At 62.3% G+C, this 16,280-nt stretch carries 23 protein-coding genes and 2 pseudogenes; 5 read left to right on the forward strand and 20 right to left on the reverse strand.

The window, feature by feature from the left end; genetic code table 11:
* Positions 1 to 87: 87 nt before the first annotated feature.
* Positions 88 to 378: a hypothetical protein gene (locus QTI51_RS24525; protein WP_286516359.1), complete on the forward strand. Its 291-nt coding sequence runs from the start codon at positions 88 to 90 to the stop codon at positions 376 to 378.
* A gap of 12 nt (positions 379 to 390) precedes the next feature.
* On the opposite strand, the gene QTI51_RS24530 is transcribed toward QTI51_RS24525, so the two are convergent.
* Positions 391 to 693 carry a hypothetical protein gene (locus tag QTI51_RS24530; protein ID WP_286516358.1) on the reverse strand — a complete coding sequence of 101 codons (303 nt, stop codon included), beginning with the start codon at positions 691 to 693 and terminating at the stop codon, positions 391 to 393.
* A gap of 2 nt (positions 694 to 695) precedes the next feature.
* Positions 696 to 1,412, reverse strand: coding sequence for an SOS response-associated peptidase (locus tag QTI51_RS24535; protein WP_286516357.1), 717 nt, complete (start codon positions 1,410 to 1,412; stop codon positions 696 to 698).
* A 101-nt stretch (positions 1,413 to 1,513) separates the two neighbouring features.
* Between QTI51_RS24535 and QTI51_RS24540 the strand changes: the two genes are divergently transcribed.
* Positions 1,514 to 2,002, forward strand: a complete 489-nt coding sequence (locus tag QTI51_RS24540; protein WP_286516356.1) for a hypothetical protein — start codon at positions 1,514 to 1,516, stop codon at positions 2,000 to 2,002.
* A gap of 15 nt (positions 2,003 to 2,017) precedes the next feature.
* Positions 2,018 to 2,245, forward strand: a complete 228-nt coding sequence (locus QTI51_RS24545; protein ID WP_286516353.1) for a hypothetical protein — start codon at positions 2,018 to 2,020, stop codon at positions 2,243 to 2,245.
* Positions 2,246 to 2,248: 3 nt separating this feature from the next.
* Here the strand turns inward: QTI51_RS24545 and QTI51_RS24550 are convergent.
* Positions 2,249 to 2,848 (reverse strand): annotated as a pseudogene (locus tag QTI51_RS24550) (ATP-dependent DNA ligase).
* Between QTI51_RS24550 and QTI51_RS24555 the strand changes: the two are divergent.
* Positions 2,847 to 3,239 (forward strand): hypothetical protein, encoded by a 393-nt coding sequence (locus QTI51_RS24555; RefSeq protein ID WP_286516352.1) that lies wholly within the window; start codon positions 2,847 to 2,849, stop codon positions 3,237 to 3,239. The pseudogene QTI51_RS24550 and the gene QTI51_RS24555 sit on opposite strands and share 2 nt — an antisense overlap.
* 76 nt (positions 3,240 to 3,315) lie before the next feature.
* On the opposite strand, the gene QTI51_RS24560 is transcribed toward QTI51_RS24555, so the two are convergent.
* The 7 genes and pseudogenes from QTI51_RS24560 to QTI51_RS24585 all read right to left on the reverse strand — a co-directional run bounded on the left by QTI51_RS24560 (position 3,316) and on the right by QTI51_RS24585 (position 6,515).
* Complete coding sequence (locus tag QTI51_RS24560) at positions 3,316 to 3,843, reverse strand: hypothetical protein (protein ID WP_286516351.1); 528 nt, start codon at positions 3,841 to 3,843, stop codon at positions 3,316 to 3,318.
* Between the two features lie 2 nt (positions 3,844 to 3,845).
* The gene (locus tag QTI51_RS24565; protein WP_286516349.1) at positions 3,846 to 4,187 is read right to left on the reverse strand and encodes a hypothetical protein; all 342 of its coding nucleotides are present in this window, start codon (positions 4,185 to 4,187) and stop codon (positions 3,846 to 3,848) included.
* Positions 4,188 to 4,515: 328 nt separating this feature from the next.
* Positions 4,516 to 4,677 (reverse strand): annotated as a pseudogene (locus QTI51_RS38965) (DUF2514 family protein); the annotation flags it as partial.
* A gap of 201 nt (positions 4,678 to 4,878) precedes the next feature.
* Positions 4,879 to 5,412, reverse strand: a complete 534-nt coding sequence (locus QTI51_RS24570) for a hypothetical protein (protein ID WP_286516348.1) — start codon at positions 5,410 to 5,412, stop codon at positions 4,879 to 4,881.
* Positions 5,413 to 5,466: 54 nt separating this feature from the next.
* On the reverse strand, positions 5,467 to 5,706 hold the full coding sequence (locus QTI51_RS24575; RefSeq protein ID WP_286516347.1) for a hypothetical protein: 240 nt from the start codon (positions 5,704 to 5,706) through the stop codon (positions 5,467 to 5,469).
* Positions 5,707 to 5,717: 11 nt separating this feature from the next.
* Positions 5,718 to 6,080 (reverse strand): hypothetical protein, encoded by a 363-nt coding sequence (locus QTI51_RS24580; RefSeq protein WP_286516346.1) that lies wholly within the window; start codon positions 6,078 to 6,080, stop codon positions 5,718 to 5,720.
* 168 nt (positions 6,081 to 6,248) lie between these two features.
* Positions 6,249 to 6,515 carry a helix-turn-helix transcriptional regulator gene (locus QTI51_RS24585; RefSeq protein ID WP_286516345.1) on the reverse strand — a complete coding sequence of 89 codons (267 nt, stop codon included), beginning with the start codon at positions 6,513 to 6,515 and terminating at the stop codon, positions 6,249 to 6,251.
* Between the two features lie 1,002 nt (positions 6,516 to 7,517).
* Between QTI51_RS24585 and QTI51_RS24590 the strand changes: the two genes are divergently transcribed.
* Positions 7,518 to 8,213 carry a DUF6988 family protein gene (locus tag QTI51_RS24590; RefSeq protein ID WP_286516344.1) on the forward strand — a complete coding sequence of 232 codons (696 nt, stop codon included), beginning with the start codon at positions 7,518 to 7,520 and terminating at the stop codon, positions 8,211 to 8,213.
* Between the two features lie 97 nt (positions 8,214 to 8,310).
* Here QTI51_RS24590 and QTI51_RS24595 read toward each other — a convergent pair whose 3' ends face one another.
* The 10 genes from QTI51_RS24595 to QTI51_RS24640 all read right to left on the reverse strand — a co-directional run bounded on the left by QTI51_RS24595 (position 8,311) and on the right by QTI51_RS24640 (position 16,151).
* A complete protein-coding gene (locus QTI51_RS24595; RefSeq protein WP_286516343.1) occupies positions 8,311 to 11,037 on the reverse strand; it encodes a lytic transglycosylase domain-containing protein in 2,727 nt (908 codons plus the stop codon).
* A complete protein-coding gene (locus QTI51_RS24600; protein WP_286516342.1) occupies positions 11,037 to 12,566 on the reverse strand; it encodes a hypothetical protein in 1,530 nt (509 codons plus the stop codon). Before QTI51_RS24600 ends, QTI51_RS24595 begins: the two co-directional genes overlap by 1 nt.
* Positions 12,567 to 12,573: 7 nt before the next feature.
* Positions 12,574 to 12,903: a hypothetical protein gene (locus QTI51_RS24605; protein WP_286516340.1), complete on the reverse strand. Its 330-nt coding sequence runs from the start codon at positions 12,901 to 12,903 to the stop codon at positions 12,574 to 12,576.
* Between the two features lie 10 nt (positions 12,904 to 12,913).
* Positions 12,914 to 13,642 (reverse strand): hypothetical protein, encoded by a 729-nt coding sequence (locus QTI51_RS24610; RefSeq protein ID WP_286516339.1) that lies wholly within the window; start codon positions 13,640 to 13,642, stop codon positions 12,914 to 12,916.
* Positions 13,643 to 13,694: 52 nt separating this feature from the next.
* The gene (locus tag QTI51_RS24615) at positions 13,695 to 14,234 is read right to left on the reverse strand and encodes an aspartyl/asparaginyl beta-hydroxylase domain-containing protein (protein WP_286516338.1); all 540 of its coding nucleotides are present in this window, start codon (positions 14,232 to 14,234) and stop codon (positions 13,695 to 13,697) included.
* Positions 14,231 to 14,584 carry a hypothetical protein gene (locus tag QTI51_RS24620; protein WP_286516337.1) on the reverse strand — a complete coding sequence of 118 codons (354 nt, stop codon included), beginning with the start codon at positions 14,582 to 14,584 and terminating at the stop codon, positions 14,231 to 14,233. The genes QTI51_RS24615 and QTI51_RS24620 overlap by 4 nt, the downstream gene beginning before the upstream one ends.
* Positions 14,585 to 14,648: 64 nt before the next feature.
* Positions 14,649 to 14,936 (reverse strand): hypothetical protein, encoded by a 288-nt coding sequence (locus QTI51_RS24625; RefSeq protein WP_286516335.1) that lies wholly within the window; start codon positions 14,934 to 14,936, stop codon positions 14,649 to 14,651.
* A gap of 92 nt (positions 14,937 to 15,028) precedes the next feature.
* Positions 15,029 to 15,235: a hypothetical protein gene (locus QTI51_RS24630; RefSeq protein WP_286516334.1), complete on the reverse strand. Its 207-nt coding sequence runs from the start codon at positions 15,233 to 15,235 to the stop codon at positions 15,029 to 15,031.
* Complete coding sequence (locus tag QTI51_RS24635; protein WP_286516333.1) at positions 15,235 to 15,666, reverse strand: hypothetical protein; 432 nt, start codon at positions 15,664 to 15,666, stop codon at positions 15,235 to 15,237. The genes QTI51_RS24630 and QTI51_RS24635 overlap by 1 nt, the downstream gene beginning before the upstream one ends.
* Complete coding sequence (locus QTI51_RS24640) at positions 15,663 to 16,151, reverse strand: hypothetical protein (RefSeq protein WP_286516331.1); 489 nt, start codon at positions 16,149 to 16,151, stop codon at positions 15,663 to 15,665. The genes QTI51_RS24635 and QTI51_RS24640 overlap by 4 nt, the downstream gene beginning before the upstream one ends.
* Positions 16,152 to 16,280 lie beyond the last annotated feature (129 nt).

Here is a 16,280-nt window from a genome sequence, read left to right on the forward strand (position 1 = left end):
ACCCGAAACAGGCTTCAGATCTCTGGCAGGTACAAATTAGCGTCTCCCCGCATTGCCGCCTCGTTCTGCCCGCGCCATGATCGATTGATGGGCAAACAACGAGTTCTCACGGAGTCTGAGGGTCGGCTGTTTCGGCTGCTGAAGGCCGCACTCGACCAGATCCAGGATGACCAGGCGCAGCTCATCGAGCTGATCACCGGCGGCAACAGCGATCCCAAGCGGACGAAGCTGCTGCTGAAAAATCTTGAGGCAACCTCTACGCACATCCACGACGACCTGCGGCGGATGGGGTTGACGTTGAAAAAGCGTGAGCCGTTCGACGACGACACGCCGACGTGGGAGTTGCTCCAGGCCCTCCCGCCCATGCGAGACGACTGAGGCGCAGCCGCCTCAAAGGTGGCTGGAAATCACGTCCAGCGACCAGTCCTGAACATCAGGAAGAGCGGCCCACTCCGCACAGCAGGCCGCAACTGCGGCACCTCGGGCGCGATCCAGCGCCGCCGCGGCATCAAACACATCGGCACCCGGCCGCCGCTTCTCGTCCATGTCGTAGGCAACGTCCCAGCCTTCAAGATCGAACTCCGCTCGCGCGCCCTGTATGTCGGTGACGCCCGCCTGGTCGAGCACCGCCTGGGCGGCCAGCAGCCCTTTGGCGATCTCCGCCAGCGTCGCGCCCAGGACCTTGAGCACCATCGTCACAACGACTGCTGCACTGCTGGCGCTGAGGCCGGCGCCGGACCCGCGTCGAACTCCTCAACCGGCGCCAGGCGCAGCAGGGTCTTCGCCTCCTGGACGGTGCCGGCCAGCCACATATCCACATCGCCAAACTCGATGGGGATCACGCTGCGCTTGTCCTGTTTGTCTGCAGGCAGCGGCAGCTTGGTGTCCTTGTCGATCTCGGGCTTGTGCATCCGGTTCATCAGCGGGTGGTCATCGGCGTTCAGCGTGAGCATTGTGTAGCTCTCGTGCACCTCGCCGGTCGTCTTGTCCGTCCAGGTGCTCCACAGCCCGGCCAGGCCCCACGGCGTGCCGTCCGCGCGGCGGAATTGCCACCACTGGTTCTTCCCGCTCTCCCAGTTCGGCTCGTCGAAGCTGATGGCCGGGATGATGCAGCGCTGGCCGCGCTTCCACGGATCCTTGTAGCTGGCCTTCTGCTCGAGCTCCTCACTGCGCGCATTGTTCGTTGGGAACTTCAGCTTCGGCTCCTTCGCGAACCAGGGGATCAGGCCCCATTGGCCGATGACCAGCTCGCGCTCGTAGCCGGTTTCGTTGCGCGCGCGGCGGATGAACGGCGCCTGCGCGCGCGGGAAGACGTTCACCGGCGGCAGTAGCGGCCGGCGACTGTTGCTCTCCTTGATGCGCCAAAAGCGCTCGGCCTCGGCGGTCTCAGGGCTGATGTAGCGGTTGCACATGCGGTGTCCTCCGGATCACATTCTGCGACAGCAAGACCTGTTGACGAAGAACCGCGGCCGGAATAATACTGTACACCCATCCAGTACTTCAGGAGCCCGCCATGTCATTCCCCGACGAGTTCGAAATCAGGTACCCGGCCGTGCGTGAGAAGGTCGTCCCGATCAGGCGCCCACCCGTGCGCCTCGACCCGCAAGAAGCTGTCATTGAGGCGCGCAACCAATGGGTGAACCGCTACATCACCGAGTGGGCGCGGCTTGCCAATGGACGCATGGACGATGACATTGCCCAGAACGAAGGCCTGACGCTGCACCACATCGTCGGCCATCGGCCGCCCGAAGAGATCGCCCGTCAGCACTTCAACTCCTGCACCGGCGCCGCGGACACGCTGACCAGTGCTCAGACCAAGTTCCAGGCGCTTGCCGCCGAGGTGCAGCTGATTCAGGAAGGCGACGAGCTATCGCCGGCGCAGCTGGAATTCGCCCACGGCGTGACCGAGCTATGCGCGGCGGTGGGCGACCAGTTCCGCAGCGCGCGGGAAGGAAGCGCCGGCGACCTGATCCGCGCGAACTATGGCCCGGTGCCGTTCTGACTGGCCTCGCGAGCGATGAGGGTCGAACACACCTACCGGTGGATGACGAAATGGAACGGCAAGATGTCGCCGACCCGCTACCACAGCACGGAGGAGCAGATCCGCACCAGCCACCCGGAGGCGGTGCGGGTCGAAGGCTCTCTGATCGTGCGAGAGGTTCCAGAAACGGATGACGAGTGGCGCCAGCGCATGCGCGCAGTCGATACTGCGCAGATCGGCATCAACCCCTTCAGGAAGTGCTGACGGCTACTTCGCCACTCGCTTGACCTTGACCCACTCCGATGACCGGATGCCCGGCTGGTAGAAGCTAACGGCACGCTTGGCCACCAGGCCTTCGAGCTTCAGCGGGATGACCGCCTCCTCTTAGATCCTGCCCGGCTGGTCATCGAAGTGGCGAACCACGAGGATGCCGGGCTTGGCCGGCTTGAACACCTTGGCGAGCGCCGCCTTGCGCTGCACCAGCGGCTGCTGCGAGATATCCACGCCACGGTTCACCAGCAGGTCAAACACGCAGTAGATGACCGGGGAGGCGCCTTCGTACCAGCGCCGACGCCGCGCGCGGTCCTGCAGCTTGTCGAAGTCGCTACGACCGAGCTCGTCGAGCACACGCATCTCCCCGTCAACGATGTACTGGCCGCCCTTGACGCTGCCCAGCGCCTGTGTGATCTCAGGAAACCACCTGGCGGCATCCGCGCCGTTTCGGCTTCGCAACTGCACCGCGCCGCGGTCGAACTCGGCCGTCATCCGGTAGCCGTCGAACTTGATCTCGTATATCCACCCCGGCTCCTTGAAGTCAAGGGGCCGCTCGTCGAGCAGCATGGGTGGAAAGTCCGTGAGGTGCGGCATGTCCGCAAATTCCTTCTGTCGTAGGAAGGACGCTGTCAGCCGCAATCGCTTTTTGAGGATGGAAGCCAGCCCGACCACACAGGAGCGTTCAAGCTCGGCCAGCGCGGTGCTGGCCCTGAAAGGAGCCAAGATGTCCCATATCCGCCGAATCTCCCTGCACGTCGACGAGCCGGACCCCGGCCACTTCTACTGGGTGCTCATGGAGGAAGGCGACGATGCATCGCAATGGCGGGAGCTTGAATCTGCCAGTGAAGGCTATGACATGTGGCTCGACGCCCTGCAGGAAGGAATGAAAGCGCTGGTCACCTACGCTCCAGATGAGCGCATTGGACCACGCGAAGATAGTAGTGACGATGAAGATGCGTCGCCTGTAGGCCTCCCTTTGAAGTAGGTCCCATTGGCCAAGGAGCCAAAAAAAATCCCCAGGCTGTGCTGGGGATCTTCATTTGCGACTACCAAACAGTTCGCTACCGAGCGAAATGCCTTTCTATTTCATCCAATTTTGAGGGCGGAAGCGTAATAATCGCCTTAATCCCATTTTGGATTTTGGCGAAAATCATGCCGCAGAATGCTATGGGCAACACATAAAGGCCCCAGCCAACCGTATTCCACAGAAGAATCTTATCCCCGTAGCGCACAACACGCTTCCGCATCTCGATCAACTCCAAGTCATCACACGAATCGAACTCTCGGATACGAGCTTTCGCTTCCTCTCTAAAACTCGCATCCGTATCAAACTTGTGTTTGACCGCGGCGAACGTCCAAAGATTGAAACGCGGCATCTCGTTTATGAGATTGTGGTACGACGCCCGAACACGAAAAGCGTGCTGCCTATTCGGCCCAGAGGAACGGGCGGCGATTTTCTCTACTTCGTCGGAAGCTTTGAGTAGCTTGAGCCGAACAAGCATTTGCTCAGACGGAGCTAAGATTCCGTCTGCAATAAAGTGCAAAAACGCAAACAGCGTCAGTGCAAGAATTAAGATTCCTATAAACATATCTATTTCCCTGGTTTCGGGGCTTTTTGTCCGGCCTTGAATGCATTCAGCTGTTCTGTAAATTCTCTACGCATTCTTTGCGCATGAAAATACCAGAAAAATACAGTTAAAGCAAAAAGCAAAAATCCCAGATATTGCAGTGATCCCAGCGTTTCAAAAATCCAATGGATTAGCGGGACAATTTCATGCTCAGGAATTCGCCAAATCAACAATAAAACAATGGCGCCAAGTATGGCGAAAGGGAATTGACCCTTATTGATAGACGTAATGAATACATCCCTAATTGCCTGTGCGTATCCAACTTTTGCTGGCGCTGGCGCCCCCGTCGGTTTCGTTACAGCCACTTCGTCTCGCTTTGACTAGTCATCGTTTGTAAGTATTTGTGATGACTGGCGAGCTTACCTCGCTACTGCAGGTTTGCAAGCAATGCAAGCCCTGTAGACACCCGACTGTGGTTGTAGTTCAACATTTGGTCAAGTCAGCAAATGGCTGATGGTGCTACCCGCCAGACGAGCGGTAACTATCGATCCGCGAAGGCTGTCCGGATCGCCGACAACCCCGAAGAGGCGCCTCAGATGCTGCTTGGGCTGCTGCACCGGCAGCTCCAGTATCTATTCACTTCTCGATTCAAAAATCCAGCCTGCCGAGTGAGCGAGCCCCGCGAGTATCTATTCACGGGGTAACGGCCGGCCCAGCGGTAGCGCGTAGTCCGGCGTCCCAAGATCGCTCGCAGACGGCGCCAGCAACCCGGAGCCGGTCAGCGTAGCCTCTGACGACTTCCTCGCGCGCGTCAGCCCGGCCAAGCAGGTCGGCGAACACTCCGATGGGATCGGGACCACCCTCACCCGGCCTTGGGCCGAAAGCTCCGGAAAGCGCTCGGGCTCGCTCAACGGCGCGCGGTAGACGCCGCGCATGCGCTCACCATCAGCGCGAGCCCCGGCGAGATCAGTTTCCAGGAATGCGATGTGTGCTTGACCATCTCGGGCGTGGGTGCGAGGCGGAGGGCGCCGCCGTATGAATCCCAACCACGCCATTTCACTCGGACTTGTGAGTCCTGTCGATGAGGCCCAGCACCTGGTTGTGAAAATCCACGAACTCGCTCCTCCAATGAGCCCAACTGCCCCCGCTGATGTGGGCAGCGGAGCGTCGGTGAATTTCTACGGCGGCAGCCCTCAAGATCAAATGTGCCCCGAGCGCCTCACCGCGCAACGAGGCAATGGGAACAAGCTGCGAAATCGTGCAGGCGTCGGCCAGCGCGTGTCGGTGTGCATCGAAGTCCTCGAACTTCTGGTTGTCGCATGCCCTGATGAAGTCTTGAGAAATCACAGCGAGCTGCGCAGCGAACGTCTTTGCCACATCTTTCGCAGCACTCAAAGCATCCTGTCGAGCCTTCGCAGGCAATCGGATTGCGATGTAGAGAGCAACGATGGCGCCGATTGCCTGCGCCCATCCCGACCATTCGCCCTTCTGCATGCAAGCCCACCATGGTTCGAACCATGGCCACCAACGGTCTGCCCAAAACAAGCAGTACTCCGGGGGCGGCGGTGGCGCGGGCAGCAGTTGCAGCATTCATGTTCTCCTCGTTTGGCGCGCATCGTAGCGCGCAAAGAAAAGGCCGCCGGCTCAGCCTTCCAGATCGAACTGCCCCTGCAGCGTGCGGATGATTTGCGCGATGTCTGCGCGGTGCGTGCCGCGGTCTGTGACGATCCTGACCGTCCAGTTAGGGCCGCCTTCCTCGGACTGCATTCCGATTACGCCGCCGCGGTGCACATCCGTCTGTTGGCCTCGAAGGCCCGGCAAGGCTTCGATGCGCTGAATCAGCATCTGCTGCAGCTGCTTGGCGGTGCGGGTGGACTTGGCCATTCTGCGGCCCTTCAGCCGAGCAGGTCTTTTACGTACGGCCAAGCCGACACAGCGAAGGCAGCAAGAGCCACGGCTATAGCCCAGCCTGCCCACCTCGCCGAGCGCTCGGCGGCGGCGATTGCACGCTCTTCGCGGTCGGCCTTCCCTTGGTCAGAAACGCGGTGTGCTTTCGAGTCGGCAACCTTCAAAAAAGCCTCTACGGACGCCTTGTTCTTGCCGGCGAAATCGCCACGCTCCAAACGGTGCCGCAGCTCATCGACCGGGTCATCTTCGCCCGTGAAGGCGAGCGTCTTGTACTCAGCCTCTTCTCGCCATTCGGCCATCCAACGTTCGATGTCCCTATGGCTCTGCCAGTCGCAGTTTTCGATTCCCATCCCCGACCCCTTTCCCTTGGACATCGCATTGTGGACCTCCTCGACACCTCCCCAAGCACGGGCGCGCGCTCTAGATCCAGGCCGTGCAAATGGCCGTCCACCAACCCACCAGATGCGCTGCGACACGTCGCAGTTGCAGGGTACCGCCCGTGCCGTGCGGTTTCCCTATCAGATGCCGGATTCCCACTCGATGAGCTCAGCCAGCAGCCACTTCCCGTCCTTGCCGGGCGTGGGCACGTCGCCACGGCGAATGCGCGCCGTCAGAGTGTTGCTGCTCACGCCGAGCCGTTCGCACATCTCGGCGCGGGTCAGGCGCGCGCCGCCACTGCGGGCTAGGCCGACCAGCGCCGACGTCGCAGTGTCGAGTCGCCGCAAAATCTCGCGCTTGGCGCCCAACTGGCGCACCGGCTTCGACGGGATGACGCGGCGCTTCATTGAACGATCCTGGTAATCGATAGGCGCAAGGTGTGATCCACGGCCGGATGGCCTGCTTTTGGCCCATAACGGCGTCGCCGGCTGCGGCACGAGTATTTTCAAGGCGTAGCCGCTGTAAACATACTAAACGTGCCTCCGTCTCTATGCCTTCGGGAGCCTGGCTCAGAGGCGCGAAAAGCTGCGACAGCGTGCGACGAGGTGAGGCTCTGCGCGGAGATCAATACCGAACGAGCGTCAGTGAGACGCGATGAGAATTGCTGCGACTGCGTATGGCGCGCCGAGAAAGCTCGCGACCTCCTGCGACTCGTCGCGCCCACGTCGAAGCGGCAGGGGCTGGGTGCTGCACCAATGGGGGGGTTAGGTGCAGGCTTTGGTGACGACTTTGGTGTGGGGTCCGGTGCACATTCCTCGTGATCGCTTCAACGCGTCCGACTCGTTTGCACTGGTCCGTGCACATCCGAGTGGCGTGCGGACCCGGCCGATCTGGGTGACCCGCCAAGACGCGGCCGGCCGGACACTGTTGAACGACCTGCACCGGGCTGCTGTAGCTCGCGGAAAAGCGACGGACGCGCACCGCCCCGGCTAGTTCATGCGCCGGCCTGAAACCCAGGCTCTGGCCCTGGCGATCGAAAAGCGTTGCACACCGGCGTGCATCGCTCCGGTCAACACGGTCCGAGGCGGAGCGCCCGGCGTTCAGGGTACGTACGTGTCCAAGGTGTTGGTGATCGCCTACCAGATGTGGATCAGCGGGTGGTTCGTACGAGGAGTTTCCCGATTTGAAATCGGGAAACTCGGAGAGCTGAGATTTCAATTCTCACCTTCTCCGAAAGGCGCATTTCAAATGACGCCTTCGCTCAAAGGTGACTTTTCAAAAAGCACCTCCACGACGCAAAGCACGGCGTCAACATCGCTTCAGAAAGCGGATGGCAGAGAGTCGCGACCTTTCAACCGCGCGCGATGCCGTCACACTTTCCGTACGATCGCGGTGAAAGGAAGCTTTGCATGGAAAACTCCTCAACGATGAATGCTGCCATCGACCGATCGCTCGAGTTGTCAGAATGGATCAGCGAGCACCACCCCGCCACCTTTCAAAACGACGGCCAGAACGCTATGGCTATGGCGTTCTTCTCAATCGCGCTGGACCACCGTGAAGCGATCTTGTGTTTGCTGAGGCACGGCGCGAGAACGTCGGCGTTTGCGCTTGCGCGACCTGTGTACGAGGCCTGCGTCAAAGGCTCCTGGGCGCAGCACTGCGCTACTGAAGCGGACCACTCAAAAGCGTTTGACCTGGGCGTCCTGCCGACGTTCGACGCCATGGTGCGAGCGCTGGGCAAGGTCAGAGAGACCGACGGTGTCTTCGGCCGGAGCAAGGCCATGGCCTGGGAAGCTCTTTCCGACTACGCGCACGGCGGGATGAAGCAGGTGATCCGATGGCTCGGAGCAGACGGTGTTGCGCCGCAGCACTCGGAGACCGAAGTTCAGGAGCTCTTGAACCTCATGGACATTTATGGGTTGCTCGCGTGCATGGGAATTGTCGGCGTGGCCGGAGGCTCTCTGGACCTGCATGCCGGCAAGGCACAGGAGGTGATCGACCGACACAAGGAGTGGAAAGCCGAGCTATGCGCATCTCAGGGGCGCTCGACACTGGCGACCGCCGCCGCCAGCACCCCAGAGCGTGCGCGCGACCGAGGCATCTAGAATGGGCCGATGACCTCGTCACTGTTCACTGAGTACCTGCTGTGGAAGGCCATTGGCCTTGCCGTGGTGGTATTCGTGGTCAGCTTCCTCTATCGCGTCAGGACCGGTCGCTCGCTAACAGAGGACTTGAACGCAGCAGAAAAGGAACGGTCTGCGAGTCACCCAGCAGGCCAGGACCGCGGACCGACTGGCTCAGGTAGTCCGCAATAGCGCGGTCCAGCTCCGCAGGATCGGACAGCAGGCCGCTGATGCGCGCGGCTTTCCCGCGCTTCGCGGACTCACGCAAGGCATCGAGCATCGGGCCTGTGAACTTCCCGATAAACGGCGTTCGACTGGCCAGCAGATTCACGGCGCGGCTATCGAGTATTCCGAGGCCCAGGGCGTTCTGAACGTTCTGTGATGTATTCGAGCCCTTCGCCATGCCGAGACGTTCTGCTGCATCCGCACGTTCCAGGTTGCGCCCCACGCCAGTCAGGGTGGCTCGCTCACCTTCGTCGAACAAGCCGCCAATCGCTCCACTGCGGGCATCCAGCCAAGGATTGAACTTCGCGTTCGTCAAACGCCCGAGGGCGTCCGTGCGGTCTGCCGCCTGGGACACGGCGTAGTTCTTCAGTAGGGCTGTCGTCTCGGGTGTAGCGACGCGCTGAAAGGCAGCGATGTCATCCGCCTGCGACATCTTGGGATTGAAGAACAGCGGCGCGATCTCGGCACCCTGCGCCACCGCTTGGTTGTCGCCACCCTGACGGAATATTGAGTTCTGGGGGCCAGTACGGAACTGTGAGATCTGATCCCGCTTGGATTGCAGCGCGCGCTCCCACTGCGCCACGATGTCCGGAGGAAAGCTCTCGCCCACGGTGCCTCGCCCTTGCGACACTGCCTGCACGCGAGCGTCGATGTCGGCGACCATGGCACGCAAGGCCGCGGACTCCTTGTCAGCGCCGCCCGAGCTGTTCTCGATCTTGCGTGCCGCGGTCGTGAGCGAAGACCGAAGGTTCTGCACCTGCGCAAATGGCACGGTTGCAACTTGTTGGCCAGTGGCCTGTGCCGCCTGCCCGCCCATCCCGATAGCAGTCTCAACAGCCTGGTTGGCCCGTTGACCTATGCCGAAGGTGCCGGGTCCAAGGAACCGATCTACCTGCGCCTGCATCTCGCCCGCCGGCACGATGAAGCGCGTTTCGTCGAGCGGGTCAACCCCTTGGAATGCACGGTTGGTGCGCGCGCGAGCAGCGGTGTCGGCGGCGGTGATCTGCGGGCCAGCTGTGTTTCCAAAGTTAGCCGCCGCGTCCTGCACTGTGCTGGTGACTGGAGATATTCGGTTCAGCGCCTCCAGGCGGGCGGCGTTCTGCGCCTGGTCACGAGCAATCAGCGCGGGCGCACCGCCGGGGGTGTTGCGCACCGTGCGCTCGAGCTGCGAGATCTCCGGGTTCTGCAGGATCTGCGAGACGGTCGGCGCCTCGCCCACGATGTTTGGACCCTGCGCACGAAGCGCGGCCTGTACCTCGGCGATCTGCGTTGGCGTTGCGAACCCGCCGACATCAAGAACGCTTCGGGCGGCAGTGGTGCTCGGGGAAGCGGCCAACGCGCGGTAGGCCCTACCGGCCAGGTCGCCGGCCTTGTTCACACCCTGCAGCGCCGGCGGGAGGATGCCTCCGATCGCGGCGCCTATACCCGCATCAGCTGGATTCACCAGCCCCGCGGCCGCGCCACCGGCCACAGCACCGCCCGTGGCGCGCAGCGCGGTATTCCCCATGCGCCCGGCTAGCGTCGCGGGCGCTAGTCCTGTGCGGAAGCCGCCAGTGGCCACAGCATCGGCCAACGGCGCGAGCACTGGTGCGGCGGCCCTCAGGGGCGCCGCGAGCACGCCCCCCACTGGCAGCGTGGCAGCAATATTCCCGGCCATGCGACCTGCCGTGAACCAGCCACCGCCCTCGTTGTCGCGGTTGAAGTCGGCGAGACTTCGCGCACGCTCGGCGTTCTCTCGCTCGACCGGGGACATCGACTTCTGCCCCGTCACAAGGCTGGACACGCCGCTCGGGCGCTTGAACTTCGGGTCGATCAACCCATTCGGGTCATCGATACCAGACCACATATCCACGCCGGCCCTGGTGCCACTGTTGATGATCGTGTTCCCAATGTCGGCAAAGCCCGAGGCAGCCCCCTTGGCAAGCGCTGGTACGTCGGGGCTGATTCCCAACGCCGCCATGGCCGGGCCAACGAAAGGGATCGTCGCAGTGAGCGCGCGTCGGCTAGCCGCGCCGTCTGGCTGCGAGGACTGCGTCTGCGGCACGGTGGCCGCAGGTGCCGCCGGGCGCGCGGGCGCAGCCGGCTGGGCGAACTTCGCACCGAGCTCGGCCCAGGGGTCTGGATCCTGCGATGGCTGCCTAACCTGGCCGGGCGCAAACTGCGCCGTCAGCGTGGCCCAGTCGTCAGATGGCGCATCCTGTTGCGCGCGTGCTTGCGGTTGCCCCATGCTGGCCGTCACTTTCTGGATGTAGTTGCGGGTCTCCGCTGGAGCCGCATTGAAGCCGTTGCGGGCGAGGTTGCCCTGGCCCCAGTTGTAGCCAGCGAGCGCGCGCGGCAGGTCGCCGCCGTACTGCTTCAGCAAGTCCGCGTACATGCGCGCGGCACCTGTGGCTGCCTGCGCCAGGTTGCTGGGGTCATCGACACCGTATTGCTGCGCGGTGGCCGGCATGAATTGAAAATGCCCCACGGCGCCTTTCGGTGAGCGCATGCTCCGGCCGCGGCCCGACTCGGCAGACCACACGCCGTCCAGCAGCCCCGATGGGAGGCCATACTGCGCTTCGAGTTGGTCGAACAGTTCCATCATTTGCTCCAGCGCTGCAGGGTCGGGTCAGCCCAGATCGATCCCTGAATCTTTCTCCACTCGCGATCCACGCGCGTCAGGTCGCCGGCCTTCTGAGCCAAAGGCAGCGCAGCCTCGTAGAACTGCGCGCGACGCTGGTCTTGATTGGCTTGGGCCTGAGCGAGATCGAGGATGAAGTCGTTCGCTGCGGGAGTGTTCTGCAACGCGACGTACGTCTGGCCGATCCGCTTTGCGTCACCCTCCGTAGCCGTACCTTTCTGCTCGACCTGCTTCTTCATCAAGCGGTCCATGGCCACAGACTGGAACTTCTGCGCGTTTGCGGCGAACATCTCGACGCTGGCCGGCGCCACTCCAAGGCCCGCCAGAACACCGGCCGCGCTTGCCTTCGCCTCAGCACCCCAACCGGTGTTCATGTTGATTGACCGAAGCGCCTGCACATTGGTCAACGCGTCCGATGCCGCGCGACCAGACTCGACGGTCGGTTGGTACGAATTTTTGATCCAGTTGTCGTTGAGTGCGATGCGTGATTGCTGGGTCACCGGATTGCGACTGGTCATGAAAGGTCGAGCAGTGCCCGCGCCGCCGCCGAGCTCGCGCCCGATCAAAGGGCCGGCACTTGTCGTCGCGCCTCCACCTTGCGCTGCTTGCGGCGGCAGGCCAATGAGGGGGCCGCCACCGGAGGCCATCACTCCCTGCAAACGCGTGCCGCTGTAGCTGTTGTCGTCGTCGCCGACGTAAGTCTGAGGGTCGAGCGCCGCCTGAGTCAGCTGCCTTGATCGATCTGCCCCCACGGTGAACGGATACCTGGCCGCCTCACTCGCCTGAGTCTCCCGGCCCTTGATGTTTGCGTTCGAAGTGTCGTACCCCCGCGCGGTCACGACGTCACCATTCGGACCGATGGTCTGCCCCTCGCCCAGCTTCGGCATATAGCGGACCTCTCCAGTCCGCGGGTCTTGGTAGTAGTTCCCAGCCTCGCGTTTCACTCCGTCGGTGGCGTACTTGTACATGTTGAACAGACCATCGGCGCCTTTGTAGCCAAACCCCTGCAAGGCGGTAATGTCGTCCAGCGAGAACGGGAATGCAGCCCCGGTCCCAGATCCAGAGGCGACCCCAGCACCTGGACGCGAGCCGCCTAGAGGACCGCCCGGCAGAATCGCACCTGCGCCCTGGGTCCCCACGCCGCCTGCCCCAGCGCTTTGAACACCGGGCGCGATGACTGGTGTCCCGTTCCCAGCAGCCGCGCCTGGCACACTCGCGTTGAGCCCACCCACACGCCCCATGACTAGGCCATTGATGGCTTGATCGCGTTGTGCCTGGAGATTACGTGCAGCGATCTGCGCCGCGTTTTCATCAATCTGAGATCGCACATACTGCCGCCGCAGATCCGCGTCCTTGCTCGATTGCGCGTACTGGACACCCTGTGCAATGCGTTGTCCAAAGCTCATGGGTTGTGTGGAAGGCCCGCCGGCCGCCAGCAGCCCGAGGCCCAACTGCGCGTCAGGGGTGTTGAGAAAGTCGAGAAGACTCATAGATTCCTCAGTGCATGACTTCGTTGGGCTCGACCCAAGGAAGGAGTTTCAGACGTGTGGCGACGTCTTCCACCTCGATCCATGTGCCCCGTGCTGCGGGCAGGTCAAAGCAGAAAATTCCTTGACCCAGCAGTACGCGGGCTCGTCCGCCGGCCAGGAACAGGAGAAGGTGGGGCCGGAGAATCGCGATGACCTGTTTGGCGTACGCCACAAATTCATCGTGACGCTGCGGGTCTGGCAGCACTAGAGCGCCAGTTGGGTCGCTCCATTCGCTGTAGAACTTAGGCTCGTGCGGCTGGCTCGAGGCTTCGTCATCGGATTTCGTTGCGGGAATCACGTTGCACTCCTTAGAACGTGCCGCCGGGACCAGCGCTCGCCGCGCCACCTGGCGCGCCGGAGGCGGGGCCTTCCGCTTCACCTGGGGCACCAGCTCCAAGCAGACCGCCCGACGTCCACAGCCGAGACAGAGGGTTCGCCGGAGGCACCTGGTAGGCACTCGCTTGCCGCCCATACAGGTTGTTCGGGTCAGCGCCGCCGTTGTTGAAGTAATCGCTCATGTCGCGGTAGGCCTGCGTGCCCGGCTGGGGCATGGCCATGCCGTATTTGAACGACCCGTAGCCGCCGGTGCCGAGCAGACCGCCGCTACCCATTCCGGACATGGTGGCACCGCTCAGCACGTCGCTTTGCTGCATGAACTGGGAGAGCGGACTGGTCGCGGGGGCGGCAGCCGGCGCAGTGGCGTTGCGGACTGACTGCTGGCCGAGCGCGCCGTTCGCCAGGGCGTTCCAGTCCCACGCCTTCGGGCGCGCCGTGGGATTGCTCGGATCGAAGCCGACGGGCTGACCCTGCAGCTGGTTCAGCAGGCTTGGCACCAGGCCGCGCATGTAGTCGCTTTGCGCATAGCTGTTGTCGTAGGCAGCCTGCTGCTGCGGGCTGAATGGCTGCGCCGTGTATTTGTCCTGCAGCGCCTGGCCCTGCACGACGTTCGACAGCAGCCACGGCTGCGCGGGCGCCCAGGGCTCCTTGCTCTGGGACGACGACTGCGCACCGGCACCGCCGTTCTTGTCGCTCTTCATTGCATCGCCCAGAAGGCCAATGCCAGCTCCTACTGCTGCTCCCCACGGCATATCAGTTCCTTTCCGTCTTGATGCAGACGATCATGGTGATTCGGTCGGTGTCGCTCTCGTTAGTCACCCAGTGGGTGTGCGAGTTGTCGAACCAAAAGACGTCGCCAGCAGCTGTTACCAGCGTGTGGCCTTTGAAATGGAATGCCTGCTCGGGCGCCGCGGCGATCTGCACGGCAAACTTGTCGTAATAGCGCGCATGCCACCCCGGATCGGTGTGCGGCTTGCAGAGCTGGCCCGGCTTGATGCGCGTGATCAACACGCCGCCCAGGCGCTCACCGCGCACATCAGCCATCAGCGGATACACAATGTCGCGCACCGGCAGCACGTCAGCCGGCGGATACCAGATCGAGTCGTGAGATCCGTCAGGCTGCATCGTTGCGGGGTCGGCAAACCGGGCCCAGATGTCGGAGAGCCCGTGATGCGGCGAGTACGCTGGCGATGTGCGCGCTGTGTGCCTGTCCCACAATTCGGGGTGAAGCTCCAGCGCCGCGCATATCGGTTGCACATCGACCCTGCGCTCCAGCAGCTTGACCGGTGTCACAACATGCTCCTGCCGATCGCGCTCATGTCTTCGTCGGAGGCCGCGATGAGCAACTCGTCGACCCGCTGGGCATCGGTGCAGTCGGTCGCATGAATGCAGTACCAGGACACGTTGGTCAGCGCTTTGATGCCGTGATGCTTGCCCGCCACGATGGTCACGCATGCGGGTCCGGTGAGTTCGCTGCGCACACCGTCAACCATCAATTCGACTCTGCCAGCCGCAAGGATTGAAAGGTGGTCATGCTCATGCTTGTGCTGCACGAGGACGAAGCCCGCAGGCACTACAGTCTCTTTGGCATAGACGCCGCCACCGAAGTGATGCGATACACCAAGCTGCTCATCAATCGTCACAGTCGCCTCATTCGAAGTTTCGATGACTCAAGTCTCGGCGTGTGGCACCAGGAACTCCATGCCGTTAAATGTCGTTGCCTGCTCCTTCACGGCCAGATTCGATCCACGCCGAGAGATCCGTCAGCCTGTAGCTGACGCGCGAGCCGGCAACACCTCGCTGATAGCTCACCGGCCCGCGCCCTTCCTGCCTAAGGTTTTTGAGATGGCCCGCGGTGTAGCCCAACAAGTCCGCTGCATCCTTCTCGCCGACGCGCATGTCCGCTGTGACGGTCAGATCTTCACTCGCGGCAAAAGTCGCCAGCAAAACGGTTGTTGCCTCGATGCGTTCGGCAGCACTGAGCCCTGCGATCACAAGGAAAACTCCGGATTGGCTGTCATCCTAAAATTCCATGGCCTTGCGCGCGCACACACGCGCCTGTGCGGAACGGGTTGCTTGACCATGGCTTACCGCCTCATCTGCTGGATTACCGCGGCCTTGAGCCGCTGCGTCAGCTCGATTTCCGCGGCCTCGACGGTCTCGCCATCGGCGATCCTCTTTTCGAACTCACGCTTGAGCGCATGCCCGAGTTCCCAGGTTTGCCGCCTGGTCTGCTCGTTGGCGACCTGCGCACAGAGCTTCGCGAGATTCAAGGGAAGAGTAGACTTTTTCATCAGAGCACCTCGTTCGAATGCTTCGGCGCCGTGACAGTGCCGCCGGTCAGCGAATCGAGGTCTGCGACGAACTCGTCGGCAATCTCGCATGAGGCCATTGCGTACTGCAGCGAATACTGGTCCTCGACATGCACATAAAGGTGCTCACCGAGGTGATCGACGCGCTCGCGTAGCTTGAGCAGCCGCCGCGCCAACGACTCGACGGTCGCCCGGGCATGCGTGCGCGCCGGCAGCAATCCAAACTGCTCGGCCAGCATGCGCACTTGCCACCGGTGGATCGCGATGCGGTCTTCTTCACCGTTACGACCCTGTTGAAGGATCACCATGTCCTCGCTGTGGCTCACCTCGATGCGCAGGTCTGGGAGCTCTGCAATGAGAGCATCGTCGTCAGTGGTGCCAACCGAGGCAGGCGTGGTGTTCGGGGCGTTCATACGACTGCTCCTGCTGCCAGTGCTTCATCCAACGTCTCGAGGGCCTTGCACTCAGGTTCGGGTGGCTCAGCAGTCGAGGGCGCACAGCGGTACGACTCGCAGAAGAACTCGACGAAGTCGACGAGGGCCACGGCTTGACCGATCTCGACGGTGAGGTCCTCATGCCCATTGTCATGGGTGATCCTCAGGTTCTCGTGCAGCTGTTCAGCCATGGATTCGATACGCAAGAGCGCGCGCTGCAACTGCCCACGCTCGCTAGCGAACCGCATTGACTGCCCCACGCTGGTCGAAAGCATGTCAGCTGCTTCCGCTGTCACGGTGGGCACGATGCCCAATCTTTCCGCGAGCATTCGAACGTGTAGCTTGTGAAGCTCAACCTGGTGAACCGATCCGCCGAACTCCTGCTGCAGCAGGACCGTCTGTTCTGCGGCAGTTGATTCCGGAAACTCGATGACAAGCCCGGGAATGTTTTGTGCGGTCGTCATGCTTGAGTCCTTTCCTTGGTGGCCGGGAAGGCAGTCTTGCACCGCTTGCCCTGGCAACATGCAATGGTGTTCGATAGTCGAAGCGGAGACGCTTTTTCCGTCCTACCGCTGAAATTCTTCGCGACCCCA

The organism is Variovorax sp. J22G73, from assembly GCF_030317035.1.
GTDB lineage: Bacteria > Pseudomonadota > Gammaproteobacteria > Burkholderiales > Burkholderiaceae_C > Variovorax.

Bases quoted from the DNA above. Each gene is read 5' to 3' on its own strand.
- QTI51_RS24525 (WP_286516359.1), top strand. From the start codon at position 88: ATGGGCAAACAACGAGTTCTCACGGAGTCTGAGGGTCGGCTGTTTCGG.
- QTI51_RS24530 (WP_286516358.1), bottom strand. From the start codon at position 693: ATGGTGCTCAAGGTCCTGGGCGCGACGCTGGCGGAGATCGCCAAAGGG.
- QTI51_RS24535 (WP_286516357.1), bottom strand. From the start codon at position 1,412: ATGTGCAACCGCTACATCAGCCCTGAGACCGCCGAGGCCGAGCGCTTT.
- QTI51_RS24540 (WP_286516356.1), top strand. From the start codon at position 1,514: ATGTCATTCCCCGACGAGTTCGAAATCAGGTACCCGGCCGTGCGTGAG.
- QTI51_RS24545 (WP_286516353.1), top strand. From the start codon at position 2,018: ATGAGGGTCGAACACACCTACCGGTGGATGACGAAATGGAACGGCAAG.
- QTI51_RS24555 (WP_286516352.1), top strand. From the start codon at position 2,847: ATGTCCGCAAATTCCTTCTGTCGTAGGAAGGACGCTGTCAGCCGCAAT.
- QTI51_RS24560 (WP_286516351.1), bottom strand. From the start codon at position 3,843: ATGTTTATAGGAATCTTAATTCTTGCACTGACGCTGTTTGCGTTTTTG.
- QTI51_RS24570 (WP_286516348.1), bottom strand. From the start codon at position 5,412: ATGCTGCAACTGCTGCCCGCGCCACCGCCGCCCCCGGAGTACTGCTTG.
- QTI51_RS24575 (WP_286516347.1), bottom strand. From the start codon at position 5,706: ATGGCCAAGTCCACCCGCACCGCCAAGCAGCTGCAGCAGATGCTGATT.
- QTI51_RS24580 (WP_286516346.1), bottom strand. From the start codon at position 6,080: ATGGGAATCGAAAACTGCGACTGGCAGAGCCATAGGGACATCGAACGT.
- QTI51_RS24585 (WP_286516345.1), bottom strand. From the start codon at position 6,515: ATGAAGCGCCGCGTCATCCCGTCGAAGCCGGTGCGCCAGTTGGGCGCC.
- QTI51_RS24590 (WP_286516344.1), top strand. From the start codon at position 7,518: ATGGAAAACTCCTCAACGATGAATGCTGCCATCGACCGATCGCTCGAG.
- QTI51_RS24595 (WP_286516343.1), bottom strand. From the start codon at position 11,037: ATGGAACTGTTCGACCAACTCGAAGCGCAGTATGGCCTCCCATCGGGG.
- QTI51_RS24600 (WP_286516342.1), bottom strand. From the start codon at position 12,566: ATGAGTCTTCTCGACTTTCTCAACACCCCTGACGCGCAGTTGGGCCTC.
- QTI51_RS24610 (WP_286516339.1), bottom strand. From the start codon at position 13,642: ATGAAGAGCGACAAGAACGGCGGTGCCGGTGCGCAGTCGTCGTCCCAG.
- QTI51_RS24630 (WP_286516334.1), bottom strand. From the start codon at position 15,235: ATGAAAAAGTCTACTCTTCCCTTGAATCTCGCGAAGCTCTGTGCGCAG.
- QTI51_RS24635 (WP_286516333.1), bottom strand. From the start codon at position 15,666: ATGAACGCCCCGAACACCACGCCTGCCTCGGTTGGCACCACTGACGAC.
- QTI51_RS24640 (WP_286516331.1), bottom strand. From the start codon at position 16,151: ATGACGACCGCACAAAACATTCCCGGGCTTGTCATCGAGTTTCCGGAA.